This is a genomic window from Planococcus sp. MSAK28401 (genome assembly GCF_018283455.1).
Taxonomy (GTDB): domain Bacteria; phylum Bacillota; class Bacilli; order Bacillales_A; family Planococcaceae; genus Planococcus; species Planococcus alpniumensis.
Genome location: NZ_JAAMTH010000001.1, coordinates 1642671 through 1663068 on the forward strand (window position 1 = coordinate 1642671; position 20398 = coordinate 1663068).

Sequence of the window (20398 nt, forward strand, 5' to 3'; positions counted from 1 at the left end):
AGACAGAAAGCTTTGAGGAGGGAATAGTTTGACGATTGAATCGATGAAAAACATTCAGTTTCCTGAGCGTACATACGAAGAATGGAAACAAGCGGCGGAAGCTGCATTGAAAGGGAAAGATTTTGAAAAGGTGATGAAAACGGACACCGTTGAAGATATCACCCTCGAACCCCTCTATACAAAAGACATGCTGGAGCGATCCGTATCCGACGTGGATGCCCAAGTAGCTGCTGTCCAGGGTGGAAAGTACAGCCCTTCCTGGATTGTGGCGCAGGAAATTACGGCGCATGATGCTGAGGAATTTTTGGCCGTGACAAAAGACGATTTGTCCCGCGGCAATGAAGCGGTCGTCTATTCCGGTGCTCAGCCTTACAACTGGACTGAAACGCAGCTAGAACAGCTTGCAGACTTGATCGTCCGCTATCCAATATATTTCAAAGTGACAGAAGACGCAGATCCGATTTTGCGCGTGTTCGAACATCTAACTGCCGAACAGCGGGCAAGTGTGCAAGGCGTCATTTTCACGGAAGAGCCAATTCAGGTACCTGAAAATGTCCGTACTGGGTTGATCGATACACTGCCGACGCACAATGCCGGAGGGACGATTATCCATGAACTTGGTGTAGCGCTTAGCATGATGGCTGAAGCGCTGGACCAGCAGAATTTCGAAACAGCGGCGAAGAGCTTTTGGGTGCGTTTTGCAGTCGACACCCATTTCTTTCAGGAAATTTCCAAAATACGGGCGTTCCGTGTATTATGGCAAGCATTCTGCTCCGCCTACGGCAAACAAGCGCCGCGCATTCCGGTGTTCACGGAAACTTCGGTGCGTTCGTATTCCAAATTGGACCCTTATGTCAATTTGCTGCGGGCAGGCAATGCGACTTTTTCCGCCGTCCTTGCGGGAACGGATGGCCATACCGTGCACCCACATGATTTCCTGACAGTTCCGACTGGCTCAAGCCGGCGCATCGCACGCAATGTGCAATTGGTCATTAAAGAAGAATCCCATGTGTCGCATGTCACCGATGCTGCAGCTGGATCTTATTACATCGAAAGCCTGACGCGTGAATACGTCGATGCAGCCTGGAGCTACTTCTTGGAAATCCAGGAAGCAGGAGGCTATTCTACAGTGAAGCGGACTGGCTGGCTGACAGACGACATTCAAGCCAAATGGCTCGATCGCGAACAGCAAGTGGCCAACCGCAAAGCTTCCTTGATCGGCACGAATATTTACGCCAATCCACAAGAACCGGTGAAAGACGCAAAAATCGATACAGCCCATTTGGAGTATATGACAGCCAAACGCTTGGCGACGCCATTCGAAAAATTACGTGCGAAAAGCCGTGAAACGAGCATCAAATCGGCCGTTATCTTGTTGGAGCCATTAAAAGCCGTGAAACCGCAGGCAGATTTTGTACAAGGTTTCCTATCCGCGGCGGGAATCGAACCCGAAATCAGCCCGTATCTTTCATCCGCTGATGAACTAAACCGATACATCCGTTCTGAAGAGCTCGACTATGCCGTTCTGTGCGGGAGCCGTGACATCTTCGAAAAGATCATTCCGCAACTCAATGCAAAAGCAGCGATCGACGTTGCCGGTAAAATCGATGCGGAAACGTTAAAAACTTGGGAAGCAAACGGCATTCGTGACTCTCTTTATGCCGGCAAACCGTTAATTGACAAATTGGAAGAAGTTTTGTCACTTGGAAAGGAGGCGCTGTAAATGACGACACCTGATTTTACGAAAATTGACGTCACTAAACTCGATACGGCTAAATTGGGCGACCGGGATGAGAGCGCTTTTATGACCAATGAAGGCATTGCCGTGAAACCGTTTTATTCTTCGAAAGACTTGAAGAAAGAACAAACGAGCTATCCGGGATTCGCGCCGAATGTCCGGGGGCCATACCCGACGATGTACGTGTCGCGGCCGTGGACTGTGCGCCAGTATGCCGGTTTCTCGACAGCTGAAGAAAGCAACGCCTTCTACCGCCGCAATTTGGCGATGGGGCAAAAAGGCTTGTCAGTGGCATTCGATCTCGCGACGCACCGCGGCTATGATTCAGACCATCCGCGCGTTGTCGGCGATGTGGGCAAAGCAGGTGTAGCCATTGACAGCGTCGAAGACATGAAAATTTTGTTCGACGGCATCCCACTTGACCAAATGTCGGTCTCGATGACGATGAATGGTGCAGTCGTGCCGATCATGGCATTTTTCATTGTCGCTGCAGAAGAGCAGGGCGTATCTCCCGAGCAATTGGCGGGCACGATCCAAAATGATATTTTGAAAGAATACATGGTGCGCAATACGTATATCTACCCTCCGGCGATGTCGATGCAGATCATTGCGGATATCTTTAAATACACATCTGACCATATGCCGAAATTCAACTCAATTTCCATTTCGGGCTACCATATCCAAGAAGCGGGAGCTACAGCAGATATCGAACTTGCCTATACTTTAGCAGACGGCTTGGAATACGTACGCACCGGGTTGGATGCAGGAATCGGCATCGACCAGTTCGCGCCGCGCCTGTCATTCTTTTGGGGCATCGGCATGAACTATTTCATGGAAGTCGCAAAAATGCGGGCTGGACGTGAAATCTGGGCGAAGATGATGAAGAGCTTCGATCCGCAAAATGCCAAATCCTTGGCGCTCCGCACACATTCCCAAACTTCGGGGTGGAGCTTGACCGAGCAGGACCCGTTCAATAACGTAACGCGCACGCTGCTGGAAGCGAATGCGGCGGCGATGGGCCATACGCAATCCTTGCACACAAATGCACTCGATGAGGCGATTGCCTTGCCGACCGATTTCTCCGCACGCATTGCGCGTAATACGCAATTATTCCTTCAGGAAGAAACCTTGATGAACAATACGATCGATCCGTGGGGGGGTTCGTATTACGTCGAAAAATTGACCGAAGAATTGATGGAAAAAGCCTGGACATTGATCGAGGAAGTCGAGGAACTAGGCGGCATGGCGAAAGCGATTGAAACGGGCCTTCCGAAAATGCGCATCGAGGAAGCAGCTGCGAAAAAGCAAGCGCAAATCGATTCGAATGAGGAAACGATCATCGGCGTCAACCGCTACCGTCTCGATGAGGAAGATCCAATTGATATTTTGAATATCGACAATACAATGGTTCGTAAAAAGCAGATCGAGCGACTTGATCGAATGCGCGATACGCGCGACCAGAAAAAAGTAGAGAAAGCGCTGCTGGAGCTGACAAAAGCGGCTGAAACTGGCGAAGACAATATTCTCGCCTGCGCGATTGAAGCAGCGCGCCACCGGGCATCACTCGGCGAAATTTCGGATGCGATCGAAAAAGCTTCCGGCAGGCATAAGGCGGTGATCCGTTCCGTGAGCGGTGTATACAGTTCAAACTTCTCCAACCAGGAAGAAATGCAGATCGTCAAACAAATGACGGAAGAATTCATTGACAATGAAGGCCGCCGCCCGCGGATCCTGATTGCCAAGATGGGCCAGGACGGGCACGATCGCGGCGCGAAAGTCATTTCGACCGCGTTCGCCGACCTGGGCTTTGATGTGGATATTGGACCATTGTTCCAAACACCTGCAGAAACAGCACAGCAGGCAGCGGAAAACGATGTCCACGTCATCGGTGTCAGTTCGCTTGCGGCTGGCCATATGACACTTGTGCCGGATCTCGCGGCAGAGTTGAAAAAAGTGGGGCGTGAAGACATTTTGATCGTCGTTGGCGGCGTCATTCCGGCACAGGATTATGAATTCCTGCGCAATAACGGCGCGAGTGCGATCTTTGGGCCGGGGACGGTCATCCCGGTTGCGGCCCAAAAAGTCATCGAAGAAATCTATGCGCGCCTCGGGTACGAGGAAGAGGCAGACTGATGGATCGCGAGAAGCAGTCCAGACAAGTCATGTCGGGTGTTTCGGATAAGCATGATGGCATGAAAGCATTGCCAAGGAAGAAATTCAAGAAGCCGAGTACAAGCCAGTTTGATTTGGGCGAACTCGTACGCGGCGTCGAAAGCGGATCGCGTCTTCACTTAGGGAAGGCGATCACCTTGCTTGAAAGCACCAATCCCGAGCATAAAAAGCGCGGCCAGGAATTATTGAATGCGCTGTTGCCGAAAACAGGCAATAGCATCCGCATCGGCATCACCGGAGTTCCAGGAGCCGGCAAAAGCACGTTCATCGAAACCTTTGGGACGATGCTGACAGAGCTTGGCCACCGGGTTGCGGTGCTTGCGATCGACCCGAGTTCCTCGCGAACCGGCGGCAGTATACTCGGCGACAAAACGCGCATGGAAGAACTGGCGCGAAACCCTAAAGCGTTCATCCGGCCGTCACCAACTGCAGGAACGCTGGGCGGTGTCCATAAAAAGACACGCGAAACGATGCTCTTGTGCGAAGCGGCAGGCTACGATGTCATTTTGGTCGAAACGGTTGGTGTCGGGCAGAGCGAGACGCTCGTGCGCGGAATGGTCGATATGTTCCTGTTGCTTGTGCTGACGGGTGCTGGAGATGAATTGCAGGGCATGAAAAAAGGCATTTTGGAATTGGCGGATGCAATGATCGTCCATAAAGCGGACCGGGATAATTTGCCGCTCGCCAAGAAAACGGTGCGTGAATACAAGCAGATGCTGCATTTTTTGCAGCCTGCAACAGAGGGATGGACGACACGCCCGTTGGCTGTCTCATCCATTGAAGGAACCGGCATGCAGGAAATCTGGGATATGGTGAAGGAATTTGAGCAAGCAGTTCAAGAAAGCGGCTACTGGAACACTAGACGCCAGGAACAGACACGTGATTGGTTCCATTCAATGATCACCGATGAATTGCTTGGCCGTTTCTACGGAGACCCTGAGCGCAAACAGCAGGTAAAAGACATGGAACAACGCATTCTTAACGACCGATTGACGGTCTCACAGGCGGTCACGGAACTGTTCAAGTAAGCTTTTTTGCAACTGTGCCGCCGTCCTGATATGATAAGAACAGCAATAATGAAGGAGTGGTACAGATGAGCATGGATTTTAATTTCCTGATGAATGATATTGTTACACAAGCCCGCCAAGAACTAGCAGACGGTGGCTATACACAGCTCGAAACGGCTGAAGACGTGCAAGAGGCATTCGCCAAACCCGGCACAAGCCTTGTCATGATCAACTCAGTATGCGGATGTGCAGGCGGCATCGCACGCCCAGCTGCTCTTCACTCGGTCCATTACGACAAACGCCCGGATCACTTGTATACGGTATTTGCCGGCCAAGACAAAGAAGCGACCGCGCAAGCACGTGATTTGTTCGGCGATGATCATTTGCCATCTTCACCATCGTTCGCTTTCCTGAAAGACGGAAAATTAGTGGATGAAATCGGCCGCCACGAAATCGAAGGGCACGATCCGATGTCGGTCATTACGCATATCCAGTCAATTTTCGAAGAGCATTGCGAAGAAATGTAAGAAAAAATGCCCCCGGCAGCGGGGGCATTTTTGTATTTTGAGGGGAGACGCCTATGAAACTGAAACCTTATCGCATCGGCTATCGGACGATGAAAACAGCGCTCGGGGCCGCCATCGCCATTTATTTGGCCCAGTTAATCGGACTCGAATATTATGTGTCGGCCGGCATCTTGACGATTCTGTGCATCCAGCCAACGAAAAAGAAGTCGGTTCGTGCCGCGTTCTCCCGCTTTGTCGCCAGCATGATCGCCGTCGGATTTGCCTTAGTCTTTTTCGAACTGGGCATGTATCATCCTGTCACGCTCGGTATTCTCATCTTGCTGTTCATTCCGGTGCTTGTGAGCCTGGGCTTTTCGGATGGCTTTGTATCCAGCGCAGTTATTTTAATGCACCTATATGACGCAAAGAATTTGACAATGGGGTTATTCCTCAATGAAGTCCTGTTGATGGTGATCGGTTTCGGCACGGCGTTGATCGTTAATATGTACATGCCAAGCATCGAGAAGAAACTCGACCGCTACAGGGAAGAAGTTGAGCGGCTGTATTCGACGATTTTCCGGGAAACGACCATTTTCCTGCGACACGGGGAATCGGGATGGACCGGCAAGGAACTGATGGAATCGGAAAAGCTGATCGATAAAGCCAAAGCGCTCGCTTACCAGGATGTTGAAAATCACTTGTTGCGCCATGAAAACAAGTATTACCATTATTTCGACATGCGCGAGCAGCAACTTCAAATCATCGAACGGATCTTGCCAAAAATCACGGCACTCCCAGTGATTGTCGGGCAGACCCAGCTCGTTGCTGACTTTTTAGAAGACTTATCGGAACATGTACATTCCGGCAATACAGCTGATCAGTATATCCATAAATTGGACCAGCTGAAAGCAAACTTTGCTGAGATGCCGCTGCCGGACACGCACGAAAAATTCCTCGCAATGGCCGATCTGAATGCCATCATTCAAGAGATGGAAACATATTTGGAGATCAAGCAAAGTTATAAAGGCTTCCATAATAAAAAAGGGCTCAACCCCAGCCCGGCTTAAACTTAAACAGCCCAGAGAGTCATGCTCTCTGGGCTGTTTATTTTTCTGTGAAACGTAAAAAGGGCATCCAACCGCATACTGCATGCGTTGTTAAATGACCTTTAGCAAATTCATATTAAATGACGAAGCTTAAGCCCATCATCAGGCTCGACAGCAACATCAATCCGACCATTGCGTAGACAATGACTTTACGGAAAGCTTGGTTTCTCATGGATAGCATAGCTCCTTTATTCCTGTACTTTGAAAGAATCATACCACATCCGGGCAAGATTTTAAACTGCCAGCTTTGCCGTTTTCTTAATATTCGATAACAACTAGAGTTTTTGCCTTTGAATGGGTACAATAAAGAGGAAGCCAAAAAAGGAAGTGAATAAGGATGAAGAAAGTCGATCATATCGGAATCGCGGTTAAAGATTTAGAGCAGGTCTTGCCTTATTACACAGAGACACTCGGGTGCCCGTTGATGAAAATCGAGGAAGTCGAGGGGCAGAAAGTGAAAGTGGCGTTCATCGATGCCGGCAACATCAAGCTGGAATTACTCGAGCCGATGAGCGAAGACAGCCCGATCCATAAATTCATCGAGAAAAAAGGCGAAGGCATCCATCATATCGCATTCGGTGTCGACGGCATTGAAGAACGCATGGCGGAACTTCGTGAAAACGGTGTCAAATTATTGAGTGATGAACCGAAACCGGGTGCGGGCGGGGCAATGGTCGCTTTTTTGCACCCGAAATCATCAAACGGCGTCTTGTACGAACTTTGCGAAAAGAAGTGACAGAGGAGTGGGGAAATGGACATTTATGAACGCATCAATGAGTTGTATGACAGAAAAAGAGAAATCGAACTGGGGGGCGGAGAAGCCCGGATCGATAAGCAGCACGCAAAAGGCAAACTGACCGCACGCGAACGTATCGACTTGTTGCTCGATGAAGACAGCTTTGTCGAGCTAAGCCCATTCGTTGAACACCGGACGACTGATTTTGGCATGGCTAAAGGGCCAGGTGAAGGCGTCGTTACTGGATATGGGAAAGTAAACGGCCGCCCAATTTACTTGTTTTCACAGGATTTCACCGTTTTTGGCGGCGCATTGGGTGAAATGCACGCGAAAAAAATCGCCAACGTCATGGACATGGCGGCGAAAAATGGTGCTCCGTTTATCGGCTTGAACGATTCCGGCGGCGCCCGCATCCAGGAAGGCGTGTTATCGCTTGATGGCTACGGACATATTTTCTACCGCAATTCGATTTATTCGGGGGTCATCCCGCAAATCTCCGTGATTATGGGGCCATCTGCAGGCGGTGCGGTCTATTCTCCGGCGATCACAGATTTTGTCTTCATGGTCGACAAAACGAGCCAGATGTTCATCACGGGACCGAAAGTCATCGAAACGGTCACCGGAGAAAAAATCTCCTCTGAGGATCTCGGGGGATCGCGTGTACATACCGCCATCAGCGGAAACGCCCATTTCCGTTCAGGTTCAGAACAAGAAGTTCTCGAAATGGTGCGCCAATTGGTCAGCTATTTGCCGCAGAACAATCAGGAGATGCCGCCGCGTCTTGAAGTCGACAATGAAGACGATTACCGCCCGGATCTGGCTGATATCGTCCCTTACGAAGCCATTCGCCCATATGACGTCCGGAAAGTCGTTGAACAAGTTGTCGACAAGGACAGCTTCATGGAAGTACAACCGGAATTCGCCCGCAATATCGTCATCGGCCTTGCCCGTATCAAAGGCGAAACGGTCGGGCTCGTGTGCAACCAGCCGAAAGTGATGGCAGGCGGACTCGATATCGATTCTTCCGATAAAGCAGCGCGGTTCATCCGCTTCTGCGATAGCTTCAATATCCCGCTCATTACGTTCGAAGATGTCACTGGGTTCTTCCCGGGCATCAAACAAGAGCACGGCGGCATCATCCGCCACGGGGCAAAAATCCTCTATGCATATTCGGAAGCGACCGTTCCGAAAATGACCGTCATTTTGCGCAAAGCTTACGGCGGTGCCTACGTGGCGCTTAACTCGAAATCGATCGGAGCGGATTTGGTGTTCTCTTGGCCGAATGCCGAAATCGCGGTCATGGGCCCGAACGGCGCAGCGAATATCATCTTCGCACGTGAAATCGACGCAAGCGATGATCCGGAAGCGACGCGTGCGGCAAAAATCGAAGAATACCGCGAGAAATTCGCAAATCCTTATGTTGCCGCATCACGCGGCATGGTTGATGACGTCATCGACCCACGTGAAACCCGCATCAAACTCATCCAAGCGCTCGAGATGATGCGCAACAAAAAAGACGAACGGCCGAAGAAAAAACACGGCAATATGCCGTTATAAAAGACTTTACGACCAATCTCTTCCTGTTAAAGGGAAGAGATTGATGCGTTTTGCATGAAGTCGACAGGGGCTAAGGCTATAATAGGAACTGGACTAAATGGAATAGAAGAGGAGTTTTTGGAATGAAAACCGATCGCTTATTGGAAGAATTTTTGGAGCTTGTACAAATTGACTCCGAAACAAAAGAAGAAGCCGCCATTGCGGAAATATTGACGAACAAGCTGGAAGCTCTTGGCTTCAGCGTAGTCGAAGACGATTCGAAACAACGCACGGGACACGGCGCAGGAAATTTAGTGGCGACACTTGAAGGTGCGAAAAAAGACGCGCCGCCGATTTATTTCACCGTACATATGGATACAGTCGTGCCAGGCAAAGGCATCAAGCCGGAAGTCCGCGACGGCTATGTATATTCAGACGGCACGACTATCCTCGGAGCTGATGACAAGGCTGGCATCGCAGCGTTATTGGAACTTGCACGCCATTTGTCAGAAGAAAACGTCGAGCACGGGGATATCCAATTCCTCATCACAGCTGGCGAAGAAAGTGGATTGGTCGGGGCGAAAGAATTCGACGCATCCCTATTGAAAGCGAAATTTGGCTACGCAGTCGATAGCGACGGCCAAGTTGGCGGAATCGTCACATCTGCGCCGAATCAAGCGAAATTATGGACAACGATCTACGGCAAGACCGCCCATGCCGGCGTCGCGCCAGAAAAAGGTGTCTCCGCCATCACCATCGCTTCAAAAGCAATCGCGCGCATGAAACTCGGCCGCATCGATGAAGAAACGACCGCCAACATCGGCCGCTTCGAAGGCGGCAAAGCGACCAACATCGTTTGCGATGAAGTCCATATCTTGTCTGAAGCGCGCTCGATCAGCGAAGACAAACTGGCAGACCAAACGGCGCATATGGAATCCGTATTCGAAGATATTGCCAAGGAAATGGGCGGTCGTGCGGAAACAGACGTCCAACTCATGTACCCAGGCTTCCGTTTTGATGAAATGGACCCTGTTGTAGATATCGCGAAAACCGCAGCTGATCGCATCGGGCGCCCATCGCCTGTGCTTACAAGCGGAGGCGGAAGTGATGCCAATATCATCAACGGCCACGGCGTCCCGACGGTCAATCTATGTGTCGGCTATGAAGAAATCCACACAACGAACGAACGCATGCCGGTCCTAGAGCTTGAGAAACTGACCGAGCTATTGGTCGAAATCGTCAAAGAAGCAGCCACGCGTTAATCAAACCATAACAACTGCCCTCGAAGACCATTCAATATGGTTTTTGGGGGCAGTTGTTTGTGTATAGAAATGTTCTGGAGATTGCGCTGCAAGGGGACGCTTTCCGGAGGGCTCGCATTGAGCCGCTTCGATCGCTGCGCGCTCTGCAGGGTCTCAATTGTCTCGCTGATCCTCCCGGAGTCGCCCCTTTCCGCTCCATCTCTAAGTGTAGTGTGGAATTGAAATTCTTCTGACATTGAAATTAGCATGAGCAGTTTTGGACAGCTTTGAATATATAAATTGAATAGATACTAAGCATCTTTGTATCTATCAAGTTCAATTAAGCGTCTCCAAATCGGATGAAGACAATTAACAATGGTACTTCCTCGCATGCAAAATATAGTGAAATCTAAAAGCCGAACCGCGCATAAGGGCGAGCCGACGCAATAAGACAAGCGCTCTTCTTGGCTTATTGCCAAAGGCCAGCCCAAAGCGGAAGGCGGCTACTTAAAGGTGAAACAAACAGTGAACAACACACCACGCTCACAAGTCTAAATAAGCGATGTCCACCAGTGGATGAATTCAAACGAAAAGACACATCATCGCATGCAATATCCAATGAAATAGAAAAGCCGAACAGCGCATAAGGGCGAGCCGAAACAATAAGACAAGTGTTCTTCTTGGCTTATTGTGAGAGGCCAGCCCAAAGCGGGAGGCGGCTATTCAAAGATGAAAAAAACAACGGTCAGCACACCACGCTTACAAGTCCAACTAAGCACTAATTCTATTTAGCAAAGTTTATTAAATCTAGCACAAATCCATTGAAACTGGAAAGGGTGAACAGGATGCCTGTTCGCCTATTTTTTGATACACTGAAAGAAAAAGGAAAGCGAAGCGATTGTTATGGCGGGGCGAGTTATTTTCCACATTGATATGAATAGCTTTTATGCATCCGTCGAGCAGGCACATGATCCGTCGCTGAAAGGAAAAGCTCTGGCGATTGCGGGAAATCCGAAAGAACGCAAAGGCATCATCGTCACTTGTTCTTACGAGGCGCGGGCGCATGGCATATACACGACAATGCAAGTGCACGAGGCGAAGAAGAAATATCCGGGGCTGTTGCTGATGCCGCCGAACTTCGACCGCTACCGGGAAGCGTCGCGGCAAATGTTCGAGATCTTGCGCACCTATACCGATGCCGTCGAGCCGGTGTCGATCGATGAAGCCTATATCGACGTGACGGAACTATCGGCTGACCGGCATCCGGTGGATATTGCTGAAGAGCTGCAGCAGCGCATCCTGAAGGAATTGGACCTGCCGTGTTCCATCGGCATCGCGCCGAATAAATTCCTCGCCAAAACGGCGTCCGATATGAAAAAGCCACTCGGCATCACTATTCTCAGGAAACGCGATATCCAGCGCATCCTATGGCCAAGAGAAGTCATTGAAATGCACGGCATCGGGGAAAGCACCGCGAAAAAGCTCAATAGCTTGAAACTGTATACCATCGGCGATTTGGCGAAGGCGCCCGATGGCTTGATTAAAGAGAAAATGGGGAAAAACGGCGTGCGGCTGCAGGCGCGCGCCAGAGGGGAAGACAGCCGTGAAGTCGATCCAGATTCGATTTATGACCGCAAAAGTGTCGGCACCTCGACAACTTTGCCATTCGATGAGACTGACCTGGATAGCTTACAGAAAATATTCCGAACACTTAGCGCGAAAGTCGCGGCCAGGCTCCATGCGAAAAACCTGGCAGGGCCAACTGTCAGCATCCAAACGCGCAGTGGAGACTGGAAAAACCGCACCCGTAGCGTCACCTTGAACAATACCGTATGGAAAGAGCAAGACATCATGGTACAGGCGTGGCAATTGTTCGAAACGCATTGGAACGGGGAACCGCTACGGCTTGTTGGCGTGACCGTCTCAAATGTCGTCGATAAAGGCGACATGACTGAGCAATTATCACTCTTCAATTTTGAAGAACACGCGAAAGATGAACCGATTCTGGATTTGGTCGCCAAACTCGAAAGCCGTTTCGGCAAAGGCTCCGTCTCTAGGGGAATACCGTATCATCAATCGAAGCATGACGCACAAACCAGCTTAAGCAAAGATTTCTTGAGCGATCATGAGAGGAAGAAACGCTAATGCAAGTTTTATTTTTAGGAACAGGGGCGGGCATGCCGTCGAAACAACGCAATACTTCGGCGCTCGCCTTGAAATTACATGAAGAACGGGGAGCTGTCTGGCTGTTTGACTGCGGGGAAGCGGTCCAGCATCAGATCCTCGAAACGACCCTCAAGCCGAGAAAAATTGAGAAGATCTTCATTACCCATATGCACGGTGACCATATTTTTGGCTTACCGGGGCTGTTGGGATCGCGTTCGTTCCAAGGCGGCGATGAACCGCTCGACCTGTACGGGCCGAAAGAGCTGAAGGAATACGTGGAGATGACCCTGCGCTTAAGCCGGACGCATTTGACTTACCCGATCCGTTTCCATGAAGTAAAAGAAGGTATTATTTTTGAAGATGACACGATGACCGTCGAAGCGGGTCTCTTGGCGCACGTCATCCCGACTTACGGCTATCGCATCAAGCAAAAACCGTTATTGCCGAAGCTCGATATGGACAAAGCGAAACAGCTCGGTGTTCCGAAGGGCCCGCTGCTTGCCAAGTTAAAGGCGGGCGAAACCATAGAACTTGAGGATGGCCGAAAAGTGGAATCCAAAGAAGTGACGGACCCGGCAGAACCCGGCTTTACGGTCGCGATTCTCGGTGATACCCAGTACTGCCTTAAGTCGGAACAATTATCGCAAGATGCCGACCTGGTCGTCCATGAAGCGACGTTCGACGGCGAAACGGAAAAACTCGCTAAGGAATACGGCCATTCGACGACTTTGGATGCGGCCAACGTGGCGAGACGTGCCGGTGCACAAAAGCTTATCGTCAACCATATGAGTGCGAGGTTTATGCCGGAACATGAGAAGGATTTATTGAAAAGCATGCGTCAAGTCCATGAAAACAGCGAAATTGCCCACGATTTTGATGAATTTGGTTGGAATAAAAAAGATCGTCAAATGGTAAAAATTCTAGAAAATTAATGTAACAAGCGTTTTCCGGTTGTTTTCGATAGAATCGAACGAAGCAGCAAGGAAAACGTTTTTTATTAGCGAAAGGAAGTGCGGAACATGGATTTCCATACAGTCATGCAAGAACTGGAAGCTTTAGGGAAAGAACGGACGAAAAAAATGTACCTGTCGAGCGGAGCGAAAGAACCGGTGTTCGGCGTAGCCACAGGCGCGATGAAGCCGATTGCCAAGCAAATCAAAATCGATCAGCCTTTAGCAGAACAATTGTATGCGACCGGCAATTACGACGCCATGTATTTTGCAGGCATTATCGCCGACCCGAAAGCGATGACGGAAGCTGATTTCGACCGCTGGATGGACGGGGCTTATTTCTATATGCTGTCAGATTATGTTGTGGCGGTCACCTTGTCGGAATCCGATATCGCGCAGCAAGTTGCCGATAAATGGATTGCAAGCGGCGATGAGCTGCGCATGTCTGCCGGCTGGAGCTGTTATTGCTGGCTGCTCGGCAACCGCAAGGACAGTGAATTCAAGGAAGACAAAATTTCCGCCATGCTGGATACGGTGAAAGAAACGATCCACGAATCCCCTGAACGGACGAAAGCATCGATGAATAATTTTCTCTACACCGTTGGTATTTCCTATAAGCCTTTGAGCGACAAAGCTGCCGAAACTGCAAAAGCTGTAGGGAAAGTCGAGCTCAAACGGGAAAACAGAAAACCAACACAGCTCTATGCCTATGACAGCATCCAGCAAGGCTTAGAAAAGGGACGCCTTGGATTTAAGCGCAAATTTGTTAGATGTTAATACAGTATAGAAAAAGTGCCATCATAAAAAGGATTGGCGCTTTTTTTGTTGAATGACTACTAGTTGACTTCATACATCATTGGAGGAGATGAGACTTTGTTCAGAGGAATCAGCTTTGAATTACCGAATGACTATGGGAGTTATCTGAAGGACATATTTCAGCCAATCAATATTCAAGGCTTTGAGTGGCACATCGATAATGTAGAAGCCTTTGCAAGTAGGAATGGAAGTCATACGAACGAGCTGTTTCCACTTAATAGAGAGCGACTGACAGGTTTAGAGCTCAAGAAAGTAATCGAAACCGAACAGGCTTATGTGATTTTTGCAGAACTTCGCTCTTTTCAGGGGCCTGTTACTTCACATCCTGAAACTTACGAAGAGTTTGCTGCAAGCGACTGCCAATTGGTCCTACTAATAGTCGATACGATCTATACGACGATCTATTGCAAAGATCAGCAAATGCTCCATGCGCTCTATGAGAACGCACGCAGTTTTGGTTTTCGTGATTTGGAATATTTGAATGAACAAAACGATTCGCGTACCAGGCTTTCAGTGTGGTGAATGAGGAGGGTATCTATGGCCGAGCGAATTGAGGAACAAGTGCTATATACTGTAGAGAAAAAAGAAACTGGATCTGTGCAAATATTTGATGCAGATTGGACAGTAAATGATGGGTTAGCCATTGTTTTAGAGAAGAACAAACAATCGTGGATCCAATTAAATGGTGTAGATATAAAACTGAGCTTTCAAAGAAACTTCCACAGTATTAGATGGATTGATTCAACAAATTTAATCGTGAGTGCTTTTTCTGATCACCCCACCAGAGAAAACAGCAACCTGGAACAATTTATTATAAATAGAGAAGGCAAGATTATGGAAACCCTTTACGCAGGTGAGTATGTGGCGGATCAAGTTGCCTGTAAGGAAGGCATTTGGTTCAGTTATTATGATGAAGGAATATTTGGCGGCGGGATTGATAAAGAAGGCTTGATATTGAAAAATTTATCAGGTAAGACTATTTTCAGGTATCATAGCGATTTACTTGATCGGCCGGATATAGATGACTGTTACGCAATCTGTAAAGGGAAGGGCAGGGAACTATGGTTGTTCCCATATCCGACTTTTCAATTAGTTGCTGTTGACCCACATAAGCGGGGCATGTGGTTGTTTAATGTCCCGGAAATGCTCAACGGTTCAGCTGGACTTTGTGTTCGCGGGGCTTATGCGTACTTTTATAATCCATACGATAGCAACGGAAAATTGTATCAGCTGAAAATAGGAACAAGTCAATTAGAGGTGCTAGGGACATTTTCTGGGCGTCTTAGAGGAATGCCTCCTTCAGAACAGGCCCATTTTATTTCAATTGAAGAGAGCACGGTGAAATTATTTAAAATATTGAACAAAGATGAATACATATATTCTTAAGAACTTCATCATAAAAGGAGGACCATTATGAACGCATTAGTGATTGGTGCCACAGGAGCGACAGGAAAAGACCTTGTAGCGCAATTGATAAAAGACGATTCATTTGAAAAAGTCGATGTTTTCGTAAGGCGTCAACTGGATATTCAGCATGATAAATTAACAGTCCATATCATCGATTTTGACCGGCCGGATGCGTGGCGCGACTTCGTGAAAGGGGATGTGCTGTTTTCCTGTTTGGGTACGACGATCAAAGCGGCAGGAAACAAAGAGGCGCAATGGAAAGTCGATTATGGCTATCAATATGAATTTGCGAGAGCCGCAAAAGAAAACGGAGTCGGCCGGTATGTATTGGTATCAGCTGAGTTTGCTTCGCCAAAAGCCCGCAGCTTTTACTCAAAGATGAAGGGGCAGTTGGAAGAAGCGGTCAAAGAGCTAGGCTTTCCAAAGTTAACCATCATCAAGCCTCCGATCTTGATGCGAAAGGATAGCGACCGCACCTTCGAAGTACTAGGCCTAAAAGTAATTCAATTTATGAATAAAGCAGGCTTATTCCGCTCCCAACAGCCACTTCCCACTGAAATGTTGGCCAAGGCTATGATTAATTCGGCTAAACAAATAAAAGAGGATAGCGAACCATTGATAGGAAATGCCATACGCGAACGCGCTACTTCGAAATCGTTTTGAATATAACTATTCAAAAAACGAAAAGTGATAGAATCCGCATAATGAATATTATTATTCATCATCATCTTATTTAGTGAGGAGGTGTGCTGGTGAAAAGGAAAATAGGGTTCCTGGCTTTCCTGGTTTTTATTGCAGTTTTCATTTATTGGGTTATTCATTATTATTCAGAAGAAACGAGTGAGCAGACGGGAAATGCCAGCATTCCCCACAGCGGCACAAGCTATGACATTAACCTAAACATGACAGAATCAGGAGTTTTCCAGGTTTCTGCAGACATCCTAATTACAAATGACTCACAGAAAAGTTGGGCAGACATCGCCTTCCACTTTGTTCCCAACGCAATGAATCCGGAATTGACTGCTGGTTATTCAGATGAATCAGCTGGTGTTGAAATGAATTCAATCACTTCTGGCGAAGATGAATTGTTTTATGAATTGAATGGCAGCGCTCTATTCATCGAACTTGAATCGGATTTAGCGCCAGGCGAGCAGCAGACTGTCACGATCGAATACACTCTTACTGTGCCTGAAGACGGCATGCGGTTGGCGCAAGTGGAAAACAATTTTTACTTGGCCCATTGGTACCCGATGCTTGCTGAATATGACGACGGCTGGCAGGTCAATGACTATGATCCCAAAGGGGAATCTTATGAAACAGGGTATGGCGATTATACCTTCACTTATCAATTGCCAGACGATTACCTGGTCGCCACTTCTGCACCAGATAGGCTGGCGGAAGCCAGTTCATCTGGAACCTTAACAGGAGAAGCTATCAAGGATTTTTATGCGGCGTTTTTGGATCCAGCCGATTGGCAAGTCGCAGAGCGCAAGTCTGGAAATACGAAGTTGCGTGCGTTTGTACCGGCGGAATCGGAAATCCTGGAGGAGACGGCTGAGTTGTCAGTCGAAGCATTTGCTTATTTCGAAGAAAACATTGGCGATTATCCGTTTGCTGAATTGGATTTGATCGCAAATGATGGATATATGGAGTACCCGAACATTGTAGAAGTGCCGATGGATGAAGACTTGCTTGATTCGATCCTGGTGCACGAAATCGCCCATCAATGGTTTTACTATTTGGTCGGCAATGATCCATACGAAAACGCTTGGCTCGATGAGAGTTTGACCGAGTTCAGCACCGGTTTATTCCTCAGCGATTATTATGGTGATGAAGACAGCGGTTTTCAAAATGCAAAGGCCTATGAAGAATCTTACGAAACGGAAACCTATGCTGATTTGGCGCTTGATGAATTTGACACACCGGCCTATTATGCGACCGTGTACGGCAAAGTCCCTTTATTGCTGAAAGACTTTTTCGACGAACGGGGCGGAAATGAGGAAGCGCTGGAGTTTTTAGCGAATTATTACGAAGAGTTTCAATTTCAGCGGGTGACAAAACAACAATTCAGGGAGTTCTTTGAGGATTCTTTCGAAGGGGACCAGCAGGAGTTTTTGAATAGTTGGCTTCAATAAGACAATAAGCATTTTTAGGCGGGGAACTTAGCTGGAATTGAGCGGCTTCTCCGTCTTTTGTTTATACCGCATCCGTTTAATAAAGCAGGGGCTGGGTATTTGGGGGATATGAAGAATCCAGAGAAAGCAGGAAGGGGGTCCTGAAATGCTTGATACGATTATATTCGATGGCTGGAAAAGTGTGCTGCGCATCGCGATCATGTCTATGCTGGCGTACCCTTTTCTCATCATTCTGTTGAGGATTTTTGGAAAACGCAGTTTAAGCAATGTGAACATCTTCGATTTCGTTATCACCGTTACATACGGGGCAACACTCGGCAGCATCATCACCAGTGACAAAATGTCTTTTGCAGACGGGGTGGCGGTTTTGTTTATGCTTACTTTGTTGCAGTATATTGTTTCTAAACTGTCGGTGAATTCCAAAGGATTCGCTGATTTGATCAAGGCCAATCCGAGTTTCATTTATCATAATGGCGAGTTTTACGAAGCCAGCATGAATAAGCACCGCATCCGAAAAGACGATTTGCGCGGGAAAGTCCGACAGCAGGGCTTGAGCTCCTTTGAACAAGTGGAAGCGATCGTTTTGGAAGGCGATGGTTCATTATCGATTATCAAAAAACAGGAGACTCAGTCAAAAGATGCCTTCGAGGGCGTTGAACGTTCCGATGCTTGAAACTCCCCCTATATAAATGGAGCTATTGCTCATAATCCCGCTTTCAGATACGAGAGCGGGATTTTTTATGCTATGATGTATTGAGAACTATTATCAATTAAAAGAGGTGAATGCCGTGCTGGGGAAATTACATACCTTTCAAATGCTGGCTGAATGCGGATCTTATACCGAGGCGGCGAAAAAACTATATTGCTCACAACCTTCTGTCAGCCAGCAGATTCGCTATTTGGAAGAATACTATGGCGTGAGGCTCATCGTCCGCAAAAAGCAACGCATCGAGCTGACAGAGCACGGCGTTCTATTACAGAAACAGGCCGGGCAGCTGCTCGATCTGTTTGAGCAGACGCAAGAACTGATGACCACTCCTGCGGCCCAAAAGCCAGTTTCCATCTACATGAGCAATCATATTGCTGAAAGTTATTATGAGGAGTTGTTCGATTTGAGTGCTCCTTGCTGCAGGGCTTGCCCATTTGAAATCAATGGCCGTTGCTATATGGAACTGCGCGAACAGTTACTGGCCAAAAAAGCCAAGTTCGCCGTAATGCCGATTTACGCCGATGATGGACTTCACAAATCGTACAATATCCAAGGCTTGTTTGAAGAGGAATTCCAATTGGTCTTCTCCGCCAGCCACCCTTTGGCGACGCGAAAAGTAATCTATGCAAAAGACCTGCAGCATGCGGCCGTGTTGCAGACACAAAGCAGGCATATGCAAGCGCTCATCCAGCAGGCGCTTGAAGCGAAAGGCGTTGAGGCTTTTTATATGCAGATGACTGATTTCAAGATTATCAAAAAAGCACTGAGGCAAAGCGACTCGGTTTCCTTTCTGCCGCTAAAAGCGCTGGATTCAACTGATGCGTCATTGGTTTACCGTTCTGTCAAAGGGCTTCGGATTGTCCGGCAAAACGGGCTGGTCATTGATCCGGAACAACAGTTAAGCCAAGCAGAACAAGCCTATTGCGACCATATTACGGAAAAGCTCTCTTCATTTTGATGAAGAGAGCTTTTCGGTTATAAGAAATCCTTATACAGCCATCACGAAAAATAATGCAAGTGGCCGCACCGTATATCGGAACAGAAAAAATCGACAGTTGCTTTGCAAACACTAGTTGATAACGATTCTCAGTGGTGGTAGATTAAAGTGGCAAAGCGAAGAGAAACCCCGATTTACGCTAGCTTCTTAAGAAAAGCTTTCAGTTCCACTGAAGAAATGGGGCGAGCAAATGAAGAAAATATTATTGTTTTTGGTTGTCGGCCTGTCGCTTTCCAGCCCAGCCTGTGCTGAATTGCTTGATGGTTTATGGAATGAACTAGGAAACGGTGAAACATTATCAAGCTACGATGAGGCTCCGATTCGTTTAGAATGGCCTTCTGCTTTAACTGGTGTATTGAGCGCAAATACTGAGGCGAACGTTCTCATTAAAGAAGAGATCGATGAACAAGCTGGAAAAGTAAATGGGATGACACTTGCTGTCATGGCAGCCGCTGCTGTCTTTGTCTATTGGCTGAACAGAAAGAAAAAGCAGGAATTTGATTAAGCCACAATAAGAAATTCAGAAAAAATCTTATATATCCATCATTTATTGCAGGAGGTATTGGAAATGACAGCTATTCAAATCTATGATGAGCAGGAATTGGTCCATATCGCTTTTGACGATATTCGTAAATACCACGGAACCAAAGAAATGGCGGCGGTTGCGGTCGCTTACCGTATGGCAGAAGCGGCATTTGAAGCACTTTACGGCATGGACGTGCCGGAGCGGCAGGAACTAGCGATCCAAGCAGGACAGGACTGCGCGGGATTCCGAGATGCCTTCGAATTCATCACAAGAGCCGAAACGCGCGGAAAATATTTCGTAGATCCAGACTATCCTGCTGCCAGGTTCGATCCTTATACGCGAAGCTCTTATGCATTCATCTTTTCGCGTGCCACAGGAGAAGAAGTGGAAGTCAGCTTAAAAAAAGATTTCCTGCCTGCTGCTTTTTACGACTTGGCGAAGAAAGACCGGGACTGCCTGATGACGCAGGAAGAAGTACAAGCTTTCGAAACGCTCAAGAAAGACTTATGTTTGCGCGCGTTAGAGCTTCCTTTAGATGAAGTCGTGGAAGTGCGCTGAAGAATTGAGTTCGCTATAAAACGAGGATGGCAAATGAAAATCTCAATAAGCCCACACAAAAAGAGGAAATGCTGAGACATTCAGCGTTTCCT

The 20398-nt window shown here is 48.0% G+C and carries 20 protein-coding genes; 19 read left to right on the plus strand and 1 reads right to left on the minus strand.

Annotated features, from left to right (window positions below):
• Positions 1–28: 28 nt before the first annotated feature.
• The 5 genes from G3255_RS08330 to G3255_RS08350 all read left to right on the plus strand — a co-directional run bounded on the left by G3255_RS08330 (position 29) and on the right by G3255_RS08350 (position 6490).
• Positions 29–1723, plus strand: coding sequence for a methylmalonyl-CoA mutase family protein (locus G3255_RS08330; protein WP_211654046.1), 1695 nt, complete (start codon positions 29–31; stop codon positions 1721–1723).
• Positions 1724–3871 carry a methylmalonyl-CoA mutase gene (scpA, locus tag G3255_RS08335; protein WP_211654047.1) on the plus strand — a complete coding sequence of 716 codons (2148 nt, stop codon included), beginning with the start codon at positions 1724–1726 and terminating at the stop codon, positions 3869–3871. It abuts the gene before it with no gap.
• Positions 3871–4938 (plus strand): methylmalonyl Co-A mutase-associated GTPase MeaB, encoded by a 1068-nt coding sequence (meaB, locus tag G3255_RS08340; protein ID WP_211654048.1) that lies wholly within the window; start codon positions 3871–3873, stop codon positions 4936–4938. Before scpA ends, meaB begins: the two co-directional genes overlap by 1 nt.
• 65 nt (positions 4939–5003) lie before the next feature.
• Entirely contained in the window at positions 5004–5444 is a 441-nt protein-coding gene (locus tag G3255_RS08345) for a BrxA/BrxB family bacilliredoxin (protein ID WP_211654049.1), read from the plus strand.
• Between the two features lie 53 nt (positions 5445–5497).
• Positions 5498–6490: an aromatic acid exporter family protein gene (locus G3255_RS08350; RefSeq protein ID WP_211654050.1), complete on the plus strand. Its 993-nt coding sequence runs from the start codon at positions 5498–5500 to the stop codon at positions 6488–6490.
• A gap of 115 nt (positions 6491–6605) precedes the next feature.
• Here the strand turns inward: G3255_RS08350 and prli42 are convergent, their stop codons facing one another.
• Positions 6606–6701, minus strand: coding sequence for a stressosome-associated protein Prli42 (gene prli42, locus G3255_RS08355; RefSeq protein WP_156889046.1), 96 nt, complete (start codon positions 6699–6701; stop codon positions 6606–6608).
• Positions 6702–6866: 165 nt separating this feature from the next.
• Here prli42 and mce point away from each other — a divergent pair, with 165 nt between their 5' ends.
• The 14 genes from mce (at position 6867) to G3255_RS08425 (ending at position 20306) form a co-directional block, all read left to right on the plus strand.
• Positions 6867–7265 (plus strand): methylmalonyl-CoA epimerase, encoded by a 399-nt coding sequence (mce, locus tag G3255_RS08360; RefSeq protein WP_068462108.1) that lies wholly within the window; start codon positions 6867–6869, stop codon positions 7263–7265.
• A 15-nt stretch (positions 7266–7280) separates the two neighbouring features.
• On the plus strand, positions 7281–8822 hold the full coding sequence (locus G3255_RS08365) for an acyl-CoA carboxylase subunit beta (RefSeq protein ID WP_211654051.1): 1542 nt from the start codon (positions 7281–7283) through the stop codon (positions 8820–8822).
• Between the two features lie 122 nt (positions 8823–8944).
• Positions 8945–10063, plus strand: a complete 1119-nt coding sequence (locus tag G3255_RS08370) for a M20/M25/M40 family metallo-hydrolase (RefSeq protein WP_211654052.1) — start codon at positions 8945–8947, stop codon at positions 10061–10063.
• Between the two features lie 882 nt (positions 10064–10945).
• Positions 10946–12187, plus strand: coding sequence for a DNA polymerase IV (locus tag G3255_RS08375; protein ID WP_211654053.1), 1242 nt, complete (start codon positions 10946–10948; stop codon positions 12185–12187).
• Positions 12187–13140, plus strand: coding sequence for a ribonuclease Z (gene rnz / locus G3255_RS08380; protein ID WP_211654054.1), 954 nt, complete (start codon positions 12187–12189; stop codon positions 13138–13140). Before G3255_RS08375 ends, rnz begins: the two co-directional genes overlap by 1 nt.
• 87 nt (positions 13141–13227) lie before the next feature.
• Positions 13228–13935, plus strand: a complete 708-nt coding sequence (locus G3255_RS08385) for a DNA alkylation repair protein (RefSeq protein WP_211654055.1) — start codon at positions 13228–13230, stop codon at positions 13933–13935.
• Between the two features lie 96 nt (positions 13936–14031).
• Positions 14032–14496 carry a DUF2691 family protein gene (locus G3255_RS08390; protein WP_211654056.1) on the plus strand — a complete coding sequence of 155 codons (465 nt, stop codon included), beginning with the start codon at positions 14032–14034 and terminating at the stop codon, positions 14494–14496.
• A 15-nt stretch (positions 14497–14511) separates the two neighbouring features.
• Positions 14512–15360, plus strand: coding sequence for a YxiH-YxzG fusion protein (locus G3255_RS08395; protein ID WP_211654057.1), 849 nt, complete (start codon positions 14512–14514; stop codon positions 15358–15360).
• Between the two features lie 27 nt (positions 15361–15387).
• A complete protein-coding gene (locus G3255_RS08400) occupies positions 15388–16044 on the plus strand; it encodes an NAD(P)H-binding protein (protein ID WP_211654058.1) in 657 nt (218 codons plus the stop codon).
• Positions 16045–16133: 89 nt separating this feature from the next.
• On the plus strand, positions 16134–17516 hold the full coding sequence (locus G3255_RS20295) for a M1 family metallopeptidase (RefSeq protein WP_211654059.1): 1383 nt from the start codon (positions 16134–16136) through the stop codon (positions 17514–17516).
• A gap of 145 nt (positions 17517–17661) precedes the next feature.
• The gene (locus G3255_RS08410) at positions 17662–18189 is read left to right on the plus strand and encodes a DUF421 domain-containing protein (protein ID WP_211654060.1); all 528 of its coding nucleotides are present in this window, start codon (positions 17662–17664) and stop codon (positions 18187–18189) included.
• Between the two features lie 115 nt (positions 18190–18304).
• Entirely contained in the window at positions 18305–19183 is an 879-nt protein-coding gene (locus G3255_RS08415; RefSeq protein ID WP_211654061.1) for a LysR family transcriptional regulator, read from the plus strand.
• Positions 19184–19412: 229 nt separating this feature from the next.
• A complete protein-coding gene (locus G3255_RS08420; protein WP_211654062.1) occupies positions 19413–19727 on the plus strand; it encodes a hypothetical protein in 315 nt (104 codons plus the stop codon).
• Positions 19728–19790: 63 nt separating this feature from the next.
• Complete coding sequence (locus G3255_RS08425) at positions 19791–20306, plus strand: FmdE family protein (RefSeq protein WP_211654063.1); 516 nt, start codon at positions 19791–19793, stop codon at positions 20304–20306.
• Positions 20307–20398 lie beyond the last annotated feature (92 nt).